This window comes from Nonomuraea sp. NPDC003709, from assembly GCF_040610775.1.
In the GTDB taxonomy this organism is placed as follows: Bacteria; Actinomycetota; Actinomycetes; order Streptosporangiales; family Streptosporangiaceae; genus Nonomuraea; species Nonomuraea angiospora_A.
The window spans coordinates 531809-550643 of the sequence record NZ_JBEXMW010000004.1 but is presented as its reverse complement, the minus strand read 5'-3'; the positions used below and the strand labels follow the sequence as shown (position 1 = coordinate 550643).

Annotated in this window: 11 protein-coding genes; 6 read left to right on the top strand and 5 right to left on the bottom strand. The window is 73.1% G+C overall.

What is annotated here, in order from left to right; genetic code table 11:
* The first annotated feature begins 110 nt into the window (after positions 1-110).
* The 3 genes from ABZX61_RS15310 (at position 111) to ABZX61_RS15300 (ending at position 6661) form a co-directional block, all read left to right on the top strand.
* Positions 111-1307, top strand: a complete 1197-nt coding sequence (locus tag ABZX61_RS15310; protein WP_350722332.1) for a hypothetical protein — start codon at positions 111-113, stop codon at positions 1305-1307.
* The gene (locus tag ABZX61_RS15305; RefSeq protein ID WP_355194834.1) at positions 1307-3199 is read left to right on the top strand and encodes a hypothetical protein; all 1893 of its coding nucleotides are present in this window, start codon (positions 1307-1309) and stop codon (positions 3197-3199) included. Before ABZX61_RS15310 ends, ABZX61_RS15305 begins: the two co-directional genes overlap by 1 nt.
* 66 nt (positions 3200-3265) lie before the next feature.
* On the top strand, positions 3266-6661 hold the full coding sequence (locus tag ABZX61_RS15300; protein WP_355194832.1) for a chromosome partitioning protein ParA: 3396 nt from the start codon (positions 3266-3268) through the stop codon (positions 6659-6661).
* Between the two features lie 152 nt (positions 6662-6813).
* Here the strand turns inward: ABZX61_RS15300 and ABZX61_RS15295 are convergent, their stop codons facing one another.
* Positions 6814-8412 carry a citrate synthase gene (locus tag ABZX61_RS15295; protein WP_355194830.1) on the bottom strand — a complete coding sequence of 533 codons (1599 nt, stop codon included), beginning with the start codon at positions 8410-8412 and terminating at the stop codon, positions 6814-6816.
* Positions 8413-8498: 86 nt separating this feature from the next.
* On the opposite strand from ABZX61_RS15295, the gene ABZX61_RS15290 reads away from it, so the two are divergent.
* Together ABZX61_RS15290 and ABZX61_RS15285 are read left to right on the top strand one after the other, a co-directional pair.
* Positions 8499-9719 (top strand): hypothetical protein, encoded by a 1221-nt coding sequence (locus ABZX61_RS15290; RefSeq protein ID WP_355194828.1) that lies wholly within the window; start codon positions 8499-8501, stop codon positions 9717-9719.
* A 160-nt stretch (positions 9720-9879) separates the two neighbouring features.
* Positions 9880-11166, top strand: a complete 1287-nt coding sequence (locus ABZX61_RS15285) for a sialidase family protein (RefSeq protein ID WP_355194826.1) — start codon at positions 9880-9882, stop codon at positions 11164-11166.
* A 57-nt stretch (positions 11167-11223) separates the two neighbouring features.
* Here the strand turns inward: ABZX61_RS15285 and ABZX61_RS15280 are convergent, their stop codons facing one another.
* Positions 11224-12513, bottom strand: coding sequence for an MFS transporter (locus ABZX61_RS15280; RefSeq protein WP_355194824.1), 1290 nt, complete (start codon positions 12511-12513; stop codon positions 11224-11226).
* An 87-nt stretch (positions 12514-12600) separates the two neighbouring features.
* Here ABZX61_RS15280 and ABZX61_RS15275 point away from each other — a divergent pair, with 87 nt between their 5' ends.
* Positions 12601-13236 (top strand): HAD family hydrolase, encoded by a 636-nt coding sequence (locus tag ABZX61_RS15275; protein ID WP_355194822.1) that lies wholly within the window; start codon positions 12601-12603, stop codon positions 13234-13236.
* Positions 13237-13240: 4 nt separating this feature from the next.
* On the opposite strand, the gene ABZX61_RS15270 is transcribed toward ABZX61_RS15275, so the two are convergent.
* The 3 genes from ABZX61_RS15270 to ABZX61_RS15260 all read right to left on the bottom strand — a co-directional run bounded on the left by ABZX61_RS15270 (position 13241) and on the right by ABZX61_RS15260 (position 18823).
* Positions 13241-14125 carry an NAD(P)-dependent oxidoreductase gene (locus tag ABZX61_RS15270; RefSeq protein WP_355194820.1) on the bottom strand — a complete coding sequence of 295 codons (885 nt, stop codon included), beginning with the start codon at positions 14123-14125 and terminating at the stop codon, positions 13241-13243.
* Between the two features lie 63 nt (positions 14126-14188).
* Complete coding sequence (locus ABZX61_RS15265; RefSeq protein WP_355194818.1) at positions 14189-17713, bottom strand: AAA family ATPase; 3525 nt, start codon at positions 17711-17713, stop codon at positions 14189-14191.
* Positions 17714-18823, bottom strand: a complete 1110-nt coding sequence (locus ABZX61_RS15260) for an exonuclease SbcCD subunit D (RefSeq protein WP_355194816.1) — start codon at positions 18821-18823, stop codon at positions 17714-17716.
* Positions 18824-18835 lie beyond the last annotated feature (12 nt).

The window sequence follows — 18835 nt, the reverse complement described above, 5'->3', positions numbered from 1 at the left end:
GCATCACACTAGCGCTCACCGGTTGCTTGTGCGTATGTACCGGCTGGTAAGGCTCGTGAGGTGGTTGTGGTGTGCCGAGACTGTCGGCGCGAAGCCGTACCTTAGTGCCCGTGTCCGAACAGCCCCTGACCCTCGACGCCGTCCTCACCGACGAGGCGGTTCTGTCGACCTACCGCCGGATGTTCGCCGCGCTGGCCCGCGACAGCGGCGCGGTCGTCGACGACCCTGCCCTGGTCGACATCGCCGAGACGCTGTTCTCGGCGTTCGCGGAGGCGGGCGAGGAGTGGATGACGCACGAGCAGATGCGCTTCGTCTGCCGGGCCTATCCGGGCGACCAGTTCGACAACCGGCTGCGGGTGCTCAAGGGGCTCGGGGCCATCCGCGAGGTGTTCCCCAAGCCCAACCAGCTGCGTTACCGGGCCTCGTTCACGAGCGTGGTCGGGCTGATGTTCATCCGGCGGATGATGTCCGACGGCGGGCAGTCGGAGATGCACCGGCTGCTGGCGCTCGAAGACCTCAATGTCGCCGACCCCCGGACGACGATGGAGGAGGCCAGGCAGAGCGCGGTCAACCTGGCGCGGGCGTTCCGGCTGTGGGCGCTGGAGCTGATCACGCTCACCACGGGCACCATCGAGGAGTTGCGCGAGCAGGCGCCCAAGCTGTGGGGCACCGAGGAGATCGCCCGGCGCGCGCAGGGGCTGCACGGCACCATCCTGACCCGATGGCCGGAGCTCGACCGGGTCTGCACCGACCTGCGGGCGGCCATCTACGCCTACAGCGACGCCTCCCGCCGCGCCGCCGGACGCCTGGCCGACTCGGCGGGCACCACCCGCAACCTGACGTTGCTGCCCACCGAGACGTGGCGCACGTTCTCGCAGACCGCGTCGCGGGAGCAGCTGGCGGCGGTGCTCGACGGGTTCGTGTTCGACGTGCCCGCGCCGTGGCACGATCCGGCCGCCATCGCCCGCGCCGTGGACGAGGCCCCGCGCCCCGCTCCCGCCCAGCCCACTCCCCCGCGCTCCAACCTCCCCGACCCCGGTCCCGGCGACTCGCTCGACACCTCGCTCAGCGCGGCCATGGAGCGGCTGCGGGAGGTGGCGGAGTCGCTGCTGGGCGACGCCCCGCGGGTGGCGCTGGCCGACGTGCTGGGCTCCGACTGGCCCTCGGCGCGACGCGTGCTGGCCGACCTGACGACCGTGGACCTGCGGCCTGAGCTGCCTTACCGGCTGAGGTGGTCCGACGGGATCTCGATCGACCCGGACCGCGAGCCGGCCTGGCTCTCCCAGGGCTACTTGGAGCGCACCTGATGCCCACCCCGAACCACCCTGAAGTCGACCGTCCGGATGCGGCCGCGCCGGACGCTCCTGCGCTCTCAGCGGGCGACGCCCCGGCCGTACGGGACGAGCCCCGGCCCGCCGACCAACCGGCCCCGCATGCTCCGGAGACGCCGCACCCCTCGGAGGCGCCACCCACCACGAAGGCGGGCAGGTCGGCGCGCGGGCGTTCGATGGGCGCTGAGGACGACGGCGCCCGTGCGGGAGCTCGTCCGAAGGGCGTCGCGAGGACGCGGGCTCGGGCGGGTGCCCTTGACGGGCCCACCGCGCATGTGCGGGTGCGCTCGGGTGGGCCGCTGTGGCTGGCGGCCGGGGAGCCCGCGCCGACGGGCATGGCGCGGCTGACGCGGCCCGACTCCACCGGGCAGGCTCTGCCGGTGTGGCCCGACGGGGTGACGCCGTCGCTGCTGGAGGAGTACCAGGTGTCGCCCGTTCCGGTGGAGCGGTCCGGCGAGACCAGGCGGGTGCTGGCGGCGGTGCTCAAGTGCTGCTGGACCGACCTGTCCGTGGACCCGTGGCCGGGCGAGCCCGCGCCCGTGGAGCTGGTGCTCGACACGTACCGGGCGCTGATCGGCCGCACCGACGACCTGATGCGCAACTGGGCGATCGGCGCGATGCGGCGCCTGCACGACTCGGCGTGGGTCGTCGTGGACGACGGCGTGGTCACCCTCGGCCCGCGCTGTGCGCTGTGGCCGGTCGAGTCGCACGCGCAGTTGCAGGAGCTGGTCCGCCGCCTGCCCGAGCCCGAACGCCCCGAGCTCACCGTGGTCGGCGACGCCGACATCGTGGCCGCCGCCCACCCGGCCGAACCCGTCCCCGACCCGGAGGCGGGGCTCGGGGGGCGGGTCGAGGGCGGGTCCGCGGAGTTCGACGACCTGCTGGGGGCTTATGACGAGCGGCGGCGGGCGGAGCTGGTGGCGGCGTTCATGGTGGTGGAGCACGCCGCCGAGCCGGTGCAGGAGGTCCGCTTCGCCGCCCTGCGCGACCCTGCGCTGCGCCATACGGTGAGCGAGATGCTGGCCAGGCGCGGCCGTACGCTGATCCAGCACCGCGACCGCTGGACCTCCGGCTACGACGACACCCGAGCCGCCATCCTCACGACATCCGCAACCGAGGCCCCGCACAAGGACACGCACGAGTCGTCACGCACGACCACGGCCGACGGCGGGCGCGAAGCCACGCAGGAGGTCCCGCCCGAGGCGACGCACGCGACCCCACGCGGGGCCCGGCGCGAGGTCGCGCACGAGGTCCCGGGCGGAGCCGCGCACGGTGCTTCTGCCGGTGTCGGCTCGGCTCCGGTGGAGAGTCCCGCAGGCACGGCCATCCCCGGAGAAGCGGGCGCGGCTGCCGTCGGGGAGGCGGGCGCGGCCATCTCCAGAGAGGCGGGCGTGGCCGTGGCCGGGGAGGCGGGCGCGGGTGGCGTTCGGGCGGGCGGTGGCGATCCGGGGGCCGTGCGGGCGGTGGCTCCCGGCGTTCGATCCGCTGTCCCGGCGGGTCCGCGGCTGGGGGTGAGCGAGCGGGCCGTGCTGACGCTCATCCTGGTGCACTCCGTCGCCATCCCGAGGGCCGAGGGGCTGTTGCCCGAGGACTCGTGGTTGTCGCCGCACCCCACGCCGGTGGACGAGCTGCGCCGCCACACCCAGCTGCCGATCGGCGAGCTGGAGGCGGCGCTGCGGGCGTTGCGGCACGCGGGGCTGATAGGGCAGGTCAAGGCCGGTGAGGAGGTGGGCGGTTACGTGCCGGGGCCGCAGTTCCACCGGCTCACTCCGGCGGCCCGGCGGCGGTTGCAGGAGGAGCTGATCCTGGCGGCCGGGCCCAACACGCCGCTGGCGGCCGCCGTACGAGCCCGAAGATCGGCGAAGTGACCGCGACGGCACACAGATTCAGCGTCATGACTGATGGAAGGACTACGGGGGTAACAGGTGTCGCAGGTGGAGAACGTCGTCGGAGACCGGGTGCTGATCGCTGTGCAGGCGGTCAACATTTCGCGGCTCTCGACCCATCCGGTGCCCACCGTCCCCGGCACGCTCATCGTCGTGGCGGGCGCCGGACCCAAGGACTCCAACGGCGCGGGCAAGTCATCGTTCATCGCCTCGATCACGGCGTTGCTCGGGGACGAGCAGTGGCGCTTCGCCTCGGGCGCCAAGGCGGTGTCGGAGCTGCTCTTCAACGCCGAGCTGGCCAGCGGCGCCGGATCCCGCCAGTGGGCGAGCGCCGACCACGGCTACATCGTGGGCGTCTTCGGCCCGCCCGGCATGGACGGCTTCGCCCCGTACGACGCGGCGGAGGCGGCGGGCGCCGTTCCGGCTGGTGCGGAGGACGGTGACTCGTCGGACCGCGCCCGAGCCGGCACCACGCTTCAGGGTGGCGCGACGCCGGCCGGTGCGGCAGGCGACGGAGCGGCCACGGGTGGCGCAGCCGATTCAGGGGGTGGCGAGTTCGCGCTCGAGAGTCAGGTGGCCGGGGATGAGCTGAGCGGTGAGCTGTTCGAGGTGCCCGACACCTCGGGCGGGGCTCTCACCGTGTGGCTCAAGGTCAACCAGGAGGCGCCGCACCTGGAGATCCGGTGGCGGGAAGGGGTGCACCTGGCGGCTTCCCCGTCCGAGGCCGAGCGGGTGGCACGCGCCGACGAGATCTGGGCGACGCTGCCGAAGTCGGCCGGGCGGCGCGACGTGGTGGCGCGCGACCTCACCAAGGTGCTCTACGGCGACCGGGTCAGGTGTGTGTCGTTCCTGTCCACCTCCGTACGCAGCAAAGTGGCCACGAACCTGCTCTCCCAGCCGCTCAACGAGATCTCGCCCGAACGCGTCTTCGAGGCCATCGCGGCCCTCACCGGCCTCGACGCCGAGTTGGAGCAGGAGCGGGAGGCCCGCCGCGACGAGCACGCCAAGCGGGTGCGCGCCGCGCAGGCGGCCGAACGGCTGGCGGAGTTCGAGACGGAGTCGAAGGCGCTGGTGACCACGTTCGACCGGCGTGATCAGGCGAGGATCCGGCTGGCGGACGCGCTGCGGTGCTGGCGCGGCAGGCAGGCGCGCAAGCTGGCCGATGCGGCGGGCAAGGACGAGGCGCTGGCCGCCGACCTGGAACGGCACCACGCGGCCGGTGAGGCGGCGGCCGAGGCGATCGCCATGGTCAAGGCGGAGATCGGCACGCTACGGGAGGACACCCTCGACAGGCAGGTCTCGCAGGCCCGTAAGGAGCTGGCGGCGCAGCAGGCGCGGGCGGCCAAGCTGGACGCCGACCGCGCGGTGGCCGAGAACTCCGCCGACGAGCTGCGCGGTCTGATCCCGGCGTTGGAGGAGACGCGCAGGTTCGCGGACGGGCGTGACGTGCCCACGGCCGAGCGGGAGCTGCGGGAGGTCCGGCTGCGGCTGAACGAGGCGCTCAAGGCGCTCGGGGTGGCCGACCAGGAGGTGTCCTCGGCGCAGGCGGCGCTGGACGACGCCGAGGGCGGTCCGGCGGCGGCCCAGCTCAACACGCTGGCGGCGGCGGGCATCGGCGCGACCGGCCTGCTGGACGCGCTCGACGTGGCCGAGCAGGCCCGCGACGCCGCCCACACACCCCCGGCACAGTCCGCCGGCGGAGGCCGGGCACTACGCGGGACGACCGGAGCGACCTCGGCCACCCCCGGAACGCCCTCGGCCGCCGCTGGGGCGACCGGGGCTGCTGCTGGGGCCACCGGGGCTGCTGCTGGGTCGGGCGATGCCGACGCGCTCGGCACCGCCCTCAAAGCACGCTACGGGAAGGCGCCCGGCAGCGACGCGGTGAGTGGTACCGGTGGACGGTTGGCCGGGGTCGCGTTGGGGGATTTGCGGGGGTGGCCGAACGAGCATGCGGTGATCGTGGATGCCGCGCAGCTCGACGCCGCCGCTGCCGCCCTGGCCGAGTTGCCCGGTTCTGTGCTGGTCAGCTCGGCCGGGGTGAGCGTCGTGGGGGCGTTCGACGGGGTGGCGACCGGGCGTGAGGCTCGGATCAAAGCCGCCGAGCTGCGGCTCAACCGGGCCAAGGACGTCCAGGAGACGGCGGCGCAGGCCGTACGTGACGGAGAAGAGGACGTCGCGGAGGCGCAGCGTCGGCTGGAAGGGGCCAGGGCCGGGGTTCGCCTGGCCGAGCTGGAGGCGAAGCTGGGCGAGCGGCGGGCCAGGCTGACCGAGCTGAACGCGGCGATCGAGGAGCTGGCGCCGAAGGTGGCCGAGGCCGAGCGGCACGCCGGTGCGCTGGACTTCCGGGCCAGGACCAGGGACATGGAGATCGAACGCCTGGAGGGGCGGCGGCACCGGCACGAGGCCGAGCGAACGCAGGCACGCGACCAGGAGACCAAGGTCGGCGCCGAACGTGAGGCGCTCAAGCTCGACGCGCTGGCCGCCGACTGGGGCGGCACGGTCGAGACGGCCCGCGAATGGCTGAACGCGCTGCCCGAGGAGGAGCGGCCACGTGCGGCCGAGGAGTGGTGGCGGGTCGCCGAACGCCACTTCGACCAGGCATTGCGCGACACGTTCCCGGAGGAGGACGCCGAGATTCCCGAGGAGCTGCGGTTCCTGCTGAGCGAGCGGGGCGGGAGCACGGCGCGGGAGCAGGCGACGTTCGCGGCGGTGTGCGGGGCGCTGGCCTCCTACCTGCGGGGCCAGGAGGAGTACGAACGGCACCAGCGCCGCCAGATCGAGGCGCAGGTCGTCACCCGGCAGCGCGACCTGGCGGCGGCGGCCAGGGGAGCCGAGGAGGCGGCGCAGTCGACGGCCGTGCACCGGGCAGCGCTGACGGCGGCGATCAAGGCGCGGCTCACGCGGGTGGCCGAGGAGTTCGAGAAGCTCGACACGTCGTACGGGGGTTACGGGGCGACGCTGGAGTTCCCGGTGCCGCCCGCGCCGGCCGATCCCGAGCAGCGCTGGCAGTGGCGGGTGACGCCGAAGTGGCGGCGCGGCGAGGGACAGGGGTTCGTGCCGTACAACCGGCGGGCCAACACCGCGCTCATGGACGAGAAGGCCGTCAAGCTGGTGTGCGCGGCGGCCATCGCCTCGTCCGGGGGCGGTCACCTGTGCCTGGTGCTCGACGAACTGGGCCGCAACCTGGGCAAGGAGCACCGCAGGGAGGCGGTCGCGCTCTTCAGGCGGATCGGGGAGACGTACGGGATCACGGTGATCGGGGCGCTGCAGGACGACATGGAGCCGTACGCGATCGACGCCTGCGGACAGTACATCAAGCTGCGGCGGTCGTCGGACGCGATGCCGTACAACGAGCCGCCGGTGATCGTCGGGCACGACCAGCACGCCGACCGGGTGCGCGCCCTGGCCGCCTACGTCGACCGGACGACGGCGGCGCTCACTTGACGGGCCGCCCTGAGGGTGCCCACCTGACGGGCCGCCCTGAGGGTGCCCACCTGACGGGGCGCCCTGTGGGCATTCACCTGACGAGAGGCGTGAGGGCGCCCACCTGACGGGCGGCCCTGTGAGTGCCCACCTGACGGGCGGGCCCGAGGCGGTCATTTGACGGGTGGGCCCGTGTAGGAGGCGCGTAGGCGGAGGAGGGCGCCTCGGTCGTACTCCTCCATCGCGTGCGCCAGCCACCCCGCCGCCCTGGCCACCGCGAAGATGGCCTCGCCCGCGCCGCTCACCATGCCGCTGACGGCGGTGAGGATGGCGAGGGCGAAGTCGACGTTGCGCTCCGGGAGGCGGCGCCTGCGCATCTCCTCCAGGACGGCCGTCCCGGCGGCGATCCGGTCGTGCCCCGGCGCCGCCTCCTTGACCAGGTCGAGCAGGAGGGCGCCGCGCGCGTCGCCGTTCTTGTAGACGCTGTGGCCGAAGCCGGGGATGCGCTCGCCTCGGCGTACCCGCTCGGCGATCGCCCGGGCGGCCTGGTGCGGCTCAGCGACCTCGGCGAGCAGGCGTTCGGCGCCGTACGACGCGCCGCCGTGCAGCGGGCCGCCCAGCACGCCGAGCCCGGTCAGCACGACGGCGTACGGGTCGGCCTTGGCGGAGGCGGCGACCCTGGCGGCCAGGGTGGAGGCGGCGAGCTCGTGGTCGGCGAGCAGGACCAGGGCGGCCTGGACGGCGTTCAGGAGACCGGGGGTGGCGGGGTGGGGGCACAGGCGGGACCAGAGCCGCTCGGCGATCGAGTCGCCTTGGGGCTCGCTGAGCTGCGGGAGCGCGTCGACCAGGCCCGCGATCATGCGGCGGCCGGTCGCGGCTACGGAGGCGGGGTCGAGCTGGTAGCGCAAGGAGTCGGAGGCGCCCAGGACCGTGGTGATCACCTGCAGCCGGTCGAGGGGCAGGAGGTCGTCGGGGAGTCCGCGCTGGGCGGTCACGGCCGCCCGCAGCGCATCGTCCTCGCACCGCCACGGCTCCGGCCATCGGATCCGCACCCCTTGGGCGCTCGGCCCTGTGGTGAGGTGAGGGGCTGCATGCGGGCCGGAGGCGGCAGGTCCCGCCATGCGACGCGGGTCCCCTTGGTGATCGGACGGACGCGGGTCCCCTTGGGCGGCGGAGGGGCGCGGGTGCCCTTGGCGGGCGGGGAGAGCGGGCGGAGGTGCGTCCGCCGACGTGGCGGACGGGTGCGGGTCCCTTTGGTGGGCGGGGGCTGCGGGCGAGCGCGGGTTCCTTTGGCGGGCGGGGGTGGCAGACGGGCGTGGGTCCGCCGGTGTGGTGGGCGTGGTGGGCGAATGTGGGTGCGCTGGTGTGGTGGGCGGGTGCAGGTGTGGCGGGGTGGTGGGCGGGTGTGGGGGTGCTGGGGTGGTGGGGGTGGGAGGGGGTGGGGGAAGCCAGAGGGAGGGGTCGGCGGTCCAGAGCCAGGCGGCGACCGTTTCGAAGTCGCTGGTGAGCGCAAGCCCCAGCGCGTCGAGGCCCCGGTAGTGGGGCCGGTCCACGCCCAGGGCCGTGATGGCCGACTCGATGACGAGCTCCGGCGGCTGGCTCCGGGGACGGCCGCGGCGGGCGAGGCGCTCGATCTCCTCCGCCGAGAAGAGGCTGCGCCGCCCGTCCTCGCTGTGCCGCCGCTGCAGCACCCCCCGGCTCACGTACGCGTACAAAGTGGCCGGTTTGACGCCGAGACGCTCGGACGCCGTGGCCGCGTCGATCCACTCCACGCCGGCGAATCCCTCCGAACCCCAAACAGGATGGTTGATGAAAATCAATATTGATACACGTTGAAAGAGCATGTCAACGTGAAGGCATGCCAAAAGTTCACTTCCTCGATGTGACCAACCGGGACGGCGTGCAGACCGCGCGCACCGGCCTGTCGAAGTTCGGCAAGACCATGGTCAACTTCTATCTGGCCAAGCTCGGCGTTGCGCAGTCCGAGATCGGGTTCCCCTTCCTGTTCCACGAGGTCCCGTACGTCAAGGCGCAGGTGGCGCTGGCCGAGGCGGGGGCGTTCGGCGGGTTGCGGCTGTCGGGCTGGTGCCGGGGTGTGCCGCAGGACGTCGAGAAGGCGGCCCCGCTCGGACTCAGGCACTACAACCTGTCCATCTCGACGTCCGACTACATGATCCAGAACAAGTTCCGGGGACGGCTGGACAGGGGCGCGATCGTCAGGGAGATGACGGCCGCGGTGCGCACGGCCAAGGCCGCGGGCGCCGAGAGCGTGGGGGTCAACGCCGAGGACGGTTCGAGGACGGACGACGGGTTCCTGCTGGAGTTCGCGCTGGCGGCCAAGGAGGCGGGCGCCGACCGGGTGCGTTACTGCGACACGATCGGCGGCGACACGCCCGACAGGATCCGCGAGCGCCTCGCCAAGCTGGCCGCCGCCACCGCGATGCCGGTCGAGACCCACTGCCACAACGACCTGGGCATGGCCGTGGCCAACTCCGTCTCGGGCGCCCTCGGCGACCTCGACGCCGGGCAGGACGCGTGGATCAACACGTGCGTGAACGGCATCGGCGAGCGCTCCGGCAACGCCGACCTGCTCTCGACCGTCCTGGCCTTCCGGCACGGCTTCGGGCTCGACGCGGAGATCGGCGACGCCCTCGACCTGTCATGGGCGCGCAGGTTCGGTCTGTGGGCCGGTTACGCGTTCGGGCAGCCGCTGCCGTACAACCAGGTCGGGGTGGGACGCAACGCGTTCGCGCACGAGAGCGGCATCCACGCCGACGGCGCGCTCAAGGACCACGGCAACTACGAGCTGTACGACGAGGCCACGCTGGGCCCGTTCCCGCAGGACTGGCACGCGCGGGACGGCCGGGTGGTGCTGACCGGCGAGTACGGCGGCAAGGCCGGCTTCCGGCACGTCATGGACGGGCTGGGCGTGGAGGTCCGCGAGGAGGACCTGGCGTTCCGGCTGGTGCAGCTCTGCAACGCCATGACCGGCCGCCCGCTCACGGACGACGAGCTGCGCCTGATCGCCGCGTACCCGCGGGAGCTGTCCCTGCTGTTCCCCGGCTACGACAACCCCTAGCCGGGCGCACGCGCAGGAAGGCGAACGGCGAGCTCCCACCCCGACCCGGCAGTTCGCCGTCTTCCGAGCGTGCGGGAGCACTGCCGCGCCGCACACCTGGTTGCTGGCCTCTTCTGTCCCGGATTTCCCACGGTCAACAGATAGTTGTAATTTTCGCACGGTGAGACCTTTATGTGTCCGATCACTCGCGGCCATCGCGCTGGTCACCGCGAGCCTCCTCGTAGCGACTCCGGCCGATGCGGCGTCCACGCCCTCCGCGGAAGTGCTCTTCGACGGAGGCAACGAGGCCTACGTCAACGGCGCCTACCGGGTCGACTACCACTCCTTCCGCGCGCCGGCCGTGATCCGTACCAAGGGGAACACGGTCATCGCCTTCGCCGAAGGCCGGGTCGGCGACAACGACGACTACGGCAACATCGACCTCATCTACAAGACCTCCAGGGACTCCGGCAAACCCGGCACCTGGTCCGGGATCAAGGCGGTGGCCACCGGGTGGCCGGACGCCGTCGGCAACCCCACCGCGGTCTTCGACGGGCAGACCGTCTACCTGTTCTTCAACCGGATGGCGGCCAGTTGGACGAGCGTCGGCGACTTCGACAGCTGGGACGACCGCGCGGTGTGGGTGGCCTCGTCAGCCACCGACGCCAACGGCCTGCCCACCGGCGGCTGGACCCTCACCGACAAGACCGACACGCTCAAACCGCACAAGGACCCGAGCGATCCGTTGAACAGGAGATGGTTCAACGACTCGATCGGCCCCGGCGCCGGCATCAGGATGACCGACGGAACGCTGGTCATCCCGGCCAAGTGGCGCAACATCTACAAGCGGCCAGGGGACACTGACTGGCACTACCAGGAGTTGACGAACACCGACGTCACCAAGACCGACGAGGCCACGATCCTGCAGCGGTTCAGCGGCGACCTGTATCGCAACGATCGTGCCCGGTTCGCCAACGCCGGCGATCCGCCGCTGCTCAAGCGGTTGGTCGCCACCGGCACCCTCGACGGCGGCTTCTCCGGCTACGCCGATCACCTCGAGCCGGACGGCCGTGTCCTGCCCGATCCCGACTGCCAGGCCTCGACGCTGCGCTTCGCCGGGTCGCCGAACCGGATCCTGTTCCTCGGCCCCCACCCGGGCAGCGGCTCCCGAAGCCGGACCCCCATGCGCGTCTGGATGAGCTACGACGACGGCGTCGGCTGGCCGTACACCCGCCTGCTCGGCGACTTTCCCGCGCCCCAGCCGAAGGGACGGGACGGCAGGCCGAACGTGAACGGGGTCGAAGGGGGTTACTCCAGCATGCTGCAGACCGCCGACAATCAGGTCGGCGCGGCCATCGAGTGGGGCGAGCAGAACAGTTCGGGCAGCGACAAGAACATGAGCATCATCTTCCGCCGCTTCCACCCCACCTGGGTCGCCAACGGCCGCCCGGAACCGCCGCCGGATTAGCCGTCGCCCTGGCTGCCGCAGCGCTCACTGCCCACGACGCGCCGACCTGACAAAGCACTATTGGAGGCTGTCCTCGCCCGTCTCGGGGAGGGCGAGCAGGCAGAGCAGGCTCAGCAGGGCCATCGCCGAGACGTACGCGCCGACGCCCATCACGCCCACCCCGCCGGCCTGCAGGCTCGTGGCGACCAGCGGGGGCACCGCGCCGCCGAGCACGCCGCCCAGGCTGTAGGCGACCGAGGCGCCGCTGTAGCGGTACTGGGTCTTGAAGAGCTCCGGCAGGTACGCGCCCATCGGCCCGAAGACCAGCCCCATCAGGCCGAGCGCCCCCGCCAGCGCCACGCCCACCAGGAACACGGACCTGGTCTCCATCAGCGGGAACATCACCAGCCCCCACACGACGGCCACGCCCGTCCCGGCGAGCAGGGTGCGGCGGCGGCCCAGGCGGTCGGAGACCATCGCGGAGACCACCGTGCCCGCGGCCATGAACACGACCCCGACCATGGTCAGGCCGAGCATGGTGGTCTTCGGGATCTTGAGCGCGGTGGTGCCGTACGCCAGGCAGTAGGTGGTGGCGGTGTAGAAGAGCGTGTAGGCGACGGTCATGGCGCCCGCGCCGAGGAGCACGCGCCGCCACTGCTGCCGCAGGAGGGCCACGATCGGCACCTTGGCGATCCGGCGCTGGTCCATGGCCGCCTGGAAGACCGGCGTCTCGGAGATCTTGAGCCGTACGTACAGGCCGACGATCACCAGCAGCAGGCTCGCCACGAACGGCAGCCGCCACCCCCACGCCCCGAACTGCTCATCGCTGAGCGTCTCCCCCAGCACGAGGAACAGCCCGTTCGCGACGATGAACCCGGCCGACGGGCCGAGCTGCGGGAACATCGCGTACAGCCCGCGCCTGCCGGGCGGCGCGTGCTCGGTGGCCAGCAGCGCCGCGCCGCCCCATTCGCCCCCGAGCCCGATGCCCTGCGTGAACCTCAGCAGCACCAGCAGCACGGGCGCGATCACGCCGATGGCCGCGTAGCCGGGCAGCAGCCCGATGGCGACCGTGGAGAGCCCCATCACGAGCAGCGACACCACGAGCATGGACTTGCGGCCGACGCGGTCGCCCCAGTGCCCGAACAGGGCCGAGCCGAGCGGGCGCGACAGGAACGCCACCGCGAACGTCGAGAACGCCGCCAGGTTGCCCGCCACCGGGTCCATGCCGGGGAAGAACGCGGTGTTGAGCACCAGGGCCGCCGCGGTGCCATAAATGTAGAAATCATAGAATTCGATCGCCGTGCCGATGAGGCTGGCGGCCGCGATCCTTGACCGGCTGGGTGCGGCGACTTGGGGGGACGTTGTCACATTTGTCTCACTATGCGGAATAGCGTCTTGTGAAGCGATACGAAGAAGCTATCACCAGCGGAAAGACACCTCTGAAGGGAACGGGTTTTGGCTGTCGATCTTGTCATCTTCGACTGCGACGGAACGCTCGTGGACAGCGAGCCGATCTCCGTACGCGTGGGCACGGCGGCGCTGCGCCGCCTGGGCTGGTCGATTGACGAGACGGAGTACATCGAGCGGTTCGTGGGCTGCACGAACGACTACTGGGAAGAGCAGGTGGGCGAGACGCCGCCGGGCTGGCGCGATCAGCTCAGAGCCGAGTACACGGCGGCGGTCAAGGCCGAGCTGCGCACGGTCCGAGGCATCGAGGAGGCGCTCGACCGGCTCACCGTGCCGAGCTGCGTGGCCTCGAACGGCCGGCACAGCGTGATCCGCAACAGCCTCGAGCTCGTGGGGCTGGCCGGGCGGTTCGACGGGCGGGTGTTCAGCGCAGAGGACGTCGCCAGGGGCAAGCCGGAGCCGGACCTGTTCCTGCACGCGGCGGCCACGCTGGGGGCCGAGCCGGAGCGGTGCGTGGTGGTGGAGGACAGCCCGTTCGGGGTGACCGCGGCGATGCGCGCGGGCATGCGCTGCCTGGCCTTCGCCGGCGGCCTCATCCCCGGCGACCGCCTCGCCGGTCTGGGCGCCACCCTGTTCCACGACCCGGCCACGCTGCCGGAGCTGATCATCTCCCTCGAACGCTGAGTCGTCACCCCTGGCGGGTACGGCCGTTCTCGTCCAGGTAGTCGCGCCACGACCGCTTCGGGGTCCAGCCCAGCAGACGGTGGGCCTTGTCGCACGAGATGCCCGAGGAGTCCGGGCGGGAGATCGGCCGCAGCTCGATCCGGTCGCCGTAGTGCTCCCGCAGCTTGACGGCGAAGTCGTGCCCGCCCGCGTTGTCGGGTGCGGCGATGTAGAACACCTCGTGCCCGGGCAGGTCGGACTCGGCGGCCAGGACGATCGCGTCCGCGAGGTCGTACACGTCGGTGTAGCTCCACAGCCCCGCGCCGATCAAGGAGGCGTCGCGGACCTGCGGGCCGATGTTGCGCTCGTAGTTGCCCTCGTGCTGCACCCAGCTCGGCCGCAGCGAGATGCACCTGATGTCGGAGCGGCGCACCGCGGCGTCCATGAGCTGCTCGCCGAAGTGCTTGGACAGCGCGTACGGGTCCTGCGGCCGGGCCGGGTGCTCCTCGTCCACCGGCGCGTAGTCGGGCAGGAAGGGCCGGTCGGCGAAGAAGTAGCCGGGGACGGTCTCGCTGGAGATGTTCACGAAGCGGGGGACGCCCAGGCGGATCGCCGCCTCGATCATGTTGAACGTGGCCATCAGGTTGTTCTGGAAGACCACGTGCGGCGCGTTGGCGGTGGGGTCGGGGATGGCGGCGGCGTGCACGACCGCGTCGGCCCCGTGGACCACGGCGTACGCCTGCCCGGCGTCGGTCAGCTCGGCCTGCTTGTAGGCGGGTTCGCCGGGCTCGTGCCGCTCCCAGATCGGGCGCGTGAGATCCACGCCGGTCACCTCGTGACCGGCCTCGGCCAGCGCCTTGACGGCCGCCCGGCCGACCTTGCCATGGGCTCCGGTGACGACGACGCGCATGGGTTCCACTCCTTCACGGGGTTCGTGCGAGCAATCTACGCGAGATCGCTCCGCCGTCGCCGCTCAGCCCACCCCTGTCAGCGACAGGGTGGATCCGGCGCGCGTCTTGGTGACCTTGAGCTGCGCCGTGATCCTCGACCGCAGCTCGGCGACGTGGCTGACGATGCCCACGGCCCGCCCGCCGTCGCGCAGCCCGTCGAGGATGTCCAGCACGCCGTCGAGGGTGTCCTCGTCGAGGGTGCCGAAGCCCTCGTCCACGAAGAGCGTGCCCAGCTCGGTGCCCCCGGCCTCGGCCGTGACGACGTCCGCCAGCCCCAGCGCCAGCGCCAGTGACGTGATGAAGCTTTCACCGCCGGACAGCGTGGCCGGGTCTCGGTCGACGCCGGTCCACCCGTCGGCCACCCGCAGCCCCAGCCCGCCCCCGGAGCGCCCCCGGGACCCGGCCGTCTTGCGCAGGTCGTGGCGCAGCAGGTAGCGGCCTGCCGACATGTGGTCGAGCCGTTCGTTCGCGGCGTCCACCACCTGCCGCAGCCGCTCCCCCAGCACGTACGACGACAGGCTCATGCTCCACTGGTTGTCGCCGGACGTGCCGCTGGCCAGCGCCGCCATGCGCTCGGCCAGCCGGTGCCGCTCGGCCGCCGGGCGCCAGCGCTCGATGCGATCGGACAGCTCGCCGTGCAGCTGGGCCAGCCGCTCCGCCCTGGCCACGGCCCGGTCGCGCGCGCTCGACAGCCTCGTGTGCGCCTCCTCCAGCCGGTCGCGCTCGCTCCCGATCGAGGCCAGGTCGGGCGCGGGCGCGGCGGCTGCCGCGACCAGCTCGGGGTCGGCCAGGACGCTCGTGACGGCGGCGTGCTCGTCGTCCAGCCGCCGCAGCGCCTCCGCCCGCCGCTCCCGCTCCACGGGACTCCGGAACGCCGCCTCCGCCTCCGGCACATCCGCGAACCCGGCCTCGGCCGCCGCCTCCTCCGCGGCCCGCCGGGCCCTGCCCAGCTCGTCGATGGACGCCATCGCCGCCTGCGTGGCCTCCAGGGCCTCCCGCAGCAGCCCGGCCTCGTCGTGCAGCCTCGACAGGCGCGCGGTCAGGGTGGGATCGTCGCCCCGCGCCGCGTCCAGCCGGGCGCCGAGCCGTCCGGCATCGCCGCTCAGCTCCTCATGGCGGGTGCGGTACGAGGCCAGCCGCGCCTCGACCCGGCGCCTCTCCTCCTCCAGCTCCAGGCGCTCCCGGCCGAGCGCCGCCGCCTCTCGCGCCAGCACCGGCTCCCCGTCCGCCGACGCCCGCAGCCTGCGCAACTCCCGCTCGGCCCGCGCCAGCACACCCCGCCCGTCCACCGGGACTGACTCCGGGTCCGGGTCTCCGGTGGGCAGGGTCGTCTGGAGGAGGCGGGTGCGTTCGGACTCCAGGTGGGTGTGGTGGGCGCGGTGGCCGGCGAGGGTCTCGGCGATCTCCCTGGCCTGGTCCCTGACCCGTTCGCGCTCGATCTCGACGCGTTCGAGCGCCGCGGCCAGGGCGGGCTCGCGGTCGGCCACCGCCTCGAGGCGGGCCAGCTCCTGCTCCGCCCCCAGCACCTGCGCCTCGGCCGTATCGACGTCCAGACCCCCGGTGGCCTCGACCGCGTCGGCGTGCCGGGACTCCAGGGAGGCCAGGGCGCGTTCGGCGGCCTCGCGCTGGGCCAGGGCGGCTTCGTGGGCGCTCTCGGCCTCGTGCTCGTCGTCGGCCGACGGCGCGCTGGGGACCGGGGAGGCGGGATCGGGGTGGTGGTCGGAGCCGCAGACCGCGCAGGGCCGGCCGTCGGACAGGTCACGGGCCAGCTCCGCCGCCATGCCGTCGATGCGCGCCTGGCGCAGGTCGAGCCAGCGTTCGCGGAGCGCCTGGGCGTGGTCCACGAGCGCCTGGTGAGCGGCGGCGGCCGCCTCCAGCTCCGCGGCGAGGGCTTCGCGGCGGTGGGTGGCCTCCAGCGCGGCCCTGGCGGCGTCGAGGCCCGCAGCCGCCGCGGGGATGGCCGCCGCCTGCGTCTGCACGTCGGCCAGGGCCGCGGCGGCGTCGGCGATCCGCTCGGGCAGCTCGGCCTCGGCGGCGGACACCTCGGCCTCGCGCTGGGCCAGCGCGTCGAGCTCGGCCGCCAGCCTGGCCAGCTCGTCGTCGATCTCGATCAGGTGGGCGGCGGCGTCGCGTACGGCCTGCGCGGCCGGGATCCTGGCGGCGTCCATGCGCGCCTCGGCCAGCCTGCCCTCGGCCCGCTCGATGAGGGCGGGCAGGGCGGCCAGCCGCGCGCTGACGGCCTCGTCGGCGCCGACCAGCTCGGCCAGCTCCTCCTCCACGCGCAGCAGGTCACGCCGGACCACCGACAGCCGGGCCTCCTCGGTGAGCAGCTCCGACAGCCGCGCGATCTCGGCCTGCCGCTCCCGCTCCAGCGCGGCCAGCTCGGCCGCCGACGGCTCACCCGTCGGCCACCCGCCCGGCACGGGCCCGACGACAGCTGAGCCCTCCGAAGCCGAGCCGCCCGGTGAGTGGCCGGTGGCGTCGGCCGCCTGCCGGGCGAGGAGGGGGCGGGCCCGGGCGAGGGCGTCGGCGGCGAGGGCGCGTGCCTTGGCGGCGGCCTCCGAACGCTGCCTGACCGCCGTGATCAGAGGCAGCACCCGGTCGGCCCTGGCCGCGTCGTCGAGGATGGCCTGCAGGTCGGCCCGTTCGTCCGCCCGCTCGTCAAGGGTGCGGCGCATGGTGAGCGCCTCGGCGTGCCGGCGCTGCCGGTCGGCCAGCGCGGCGGCCTGCTCGAACCGCAGCCGCACCGAACGCGCTGCCTGCCCGGCCGTCTCGTGCTCCTCGCCCGCCCGGCCCACGACGGCCCGCGCGGCGTCGAGCAGCGCCCCCGCCCACCGCAGGGGATCGTCCTCGGGCTCGGAGGCCTCGTCCAGGTCGTCGCCCGCCGCCTCCTCGACCCGCTGGACGGCGAAGTCGACCTCCTGCCGGAGCTCCTGCGCCTCCCGGAAGGCCAGCTTGCGGTGCTCGGCCAGCCACGACTCCGCCTGGGTGAAGACCTTGACCGAGAACAGCCGCTCCAGCAGCCTGCGGCGCTCCTCCCCCTCGGCCCGCAGGAACTTGGCGAAATTGCCCTGAGGCAACATCGCCACCTGGCAGAACTGGGCGGCGTTCATGCCCAGCAGCCCGCCGATCAGGTCGCCCGCCTCGTCCAGCCGGGTGGTCAGGCCCTGCCACTCCGACCCGCGCCGCTCCGAGACGACGACCTTGGGCTTCTCCTCGGTGAACCCCGTCCCGCGCAGCTTGGGCCGCTGCCAGGACGGCGAGCGCTGGATGCGGAGTAACCGCCCGCGGATGGTGACCTCCAGCGTGACCGAGGGCCCGGCCGACGGCGGGGCGTGGTCGCAGCGGAGGCTGCGGGCGTCGTTGCGCTGCGGGTCGGGCACCTGACCGTAGAGGCCGAAGCAGAGCGCGTCGAGGATGGTGGTCTTGCCCGCCCCCGTGGGCCCCTGGATCAGGAACAGGCCAGCCTCGGCCAGCGCGTCGAAGTCGACCGTCTCGGTGCCCGGGAACGACCCGAACGCCGTCAGCGAGAGCCGGTGCGGCCGCATCTACGCCATCGTCTCCTTCACCCTCGACGCCTCGATGGCCTGTCTTAGCAGGTCTTCCTCGTCACGTGCGGCAGGCTCGCCGCGTACTTCCCTGACGAAATCGAGGGCCACCTCCGCCTCCGGCCGCCCGCTCAACCGTACGGGCTGGGCGGCGGGCGCGGCGCCGACCGGGTCGAAGGAGAGGGCGAGGGTGTGGGGGAAGCGGGCGCGGAGCCGGTCCATGGCCGATTTGGGGCGGACGGCGTCGGTGAGGGTGACGTGCAGCCAGTGGTCCTCGTACGGGGTGTGCCGGGCAGAGGTCAGCAGCTCCTCCAGGTCCCCCCGCAGCCGCCCCACGGGCCGCGGCACCGGCGCCGGCACGAAGTCGGCCCCCGAGCCGAGCGTGACCAGCCACGAGCCCTTGACGTGGCCGACCTCCGAGAACGAGTACGCCAGCGGCGACCCCGAGTAACGCACCGTCTCCGACATGCGCTGCCGCCCGTGGAGGTGGCCCAGCGCGACATAGGACACCCCGTCGAAGGCCGACAGCGGGACGTGGGCCACCCCGCCCACGCTGATGTCGCGCTCGCTGTCGCTGGCCTGGCCCCCGACGACGAAGCAGTGCGACAGCACCACCGAGGCGCGATGGCGGGCGGCGTCGGCCCTGACGCGGTCCATCGCGTACGTGAGGGCGGCCGTGTGGCTCCGGTCGGGCAGCTCCCAGGCGTGGCGGACCAGCTCGGGCTCCAGGTAGGGGATGCCGTAGAAGGCCACGTCGTCGATCAGCACCGGCTCCCAGGAAAGGTCGGGCGAGGTGCGTACGTGCACCCCGGCGGCCTCGAAGAGGCCCGAGCCGAAGCGCAGCCGCAGCGCCGAGTCGTGGTTGCCGCTGATCAGCACCACCCGCGCCCCCGCCGCGCGCAGCCGCCCGAGCGCCGAGTCCAGGAGCGCGACCGCGTCGACCGGCGGCAGCGCGCGGTCGTAGACGTCGCCCGCGACCGCCACCACGTCGACCCGCTCCGCCCGGACCGTCTCCACCAGGTGGTCGACGAACGCCTCCTGCGCCGAGAGCAGGCTCTCGCGATGGAACGAGCGCCCCAGATGCCAGTCTGAGGTGTGCAGGATCCGCATGTCGCAGGAAGC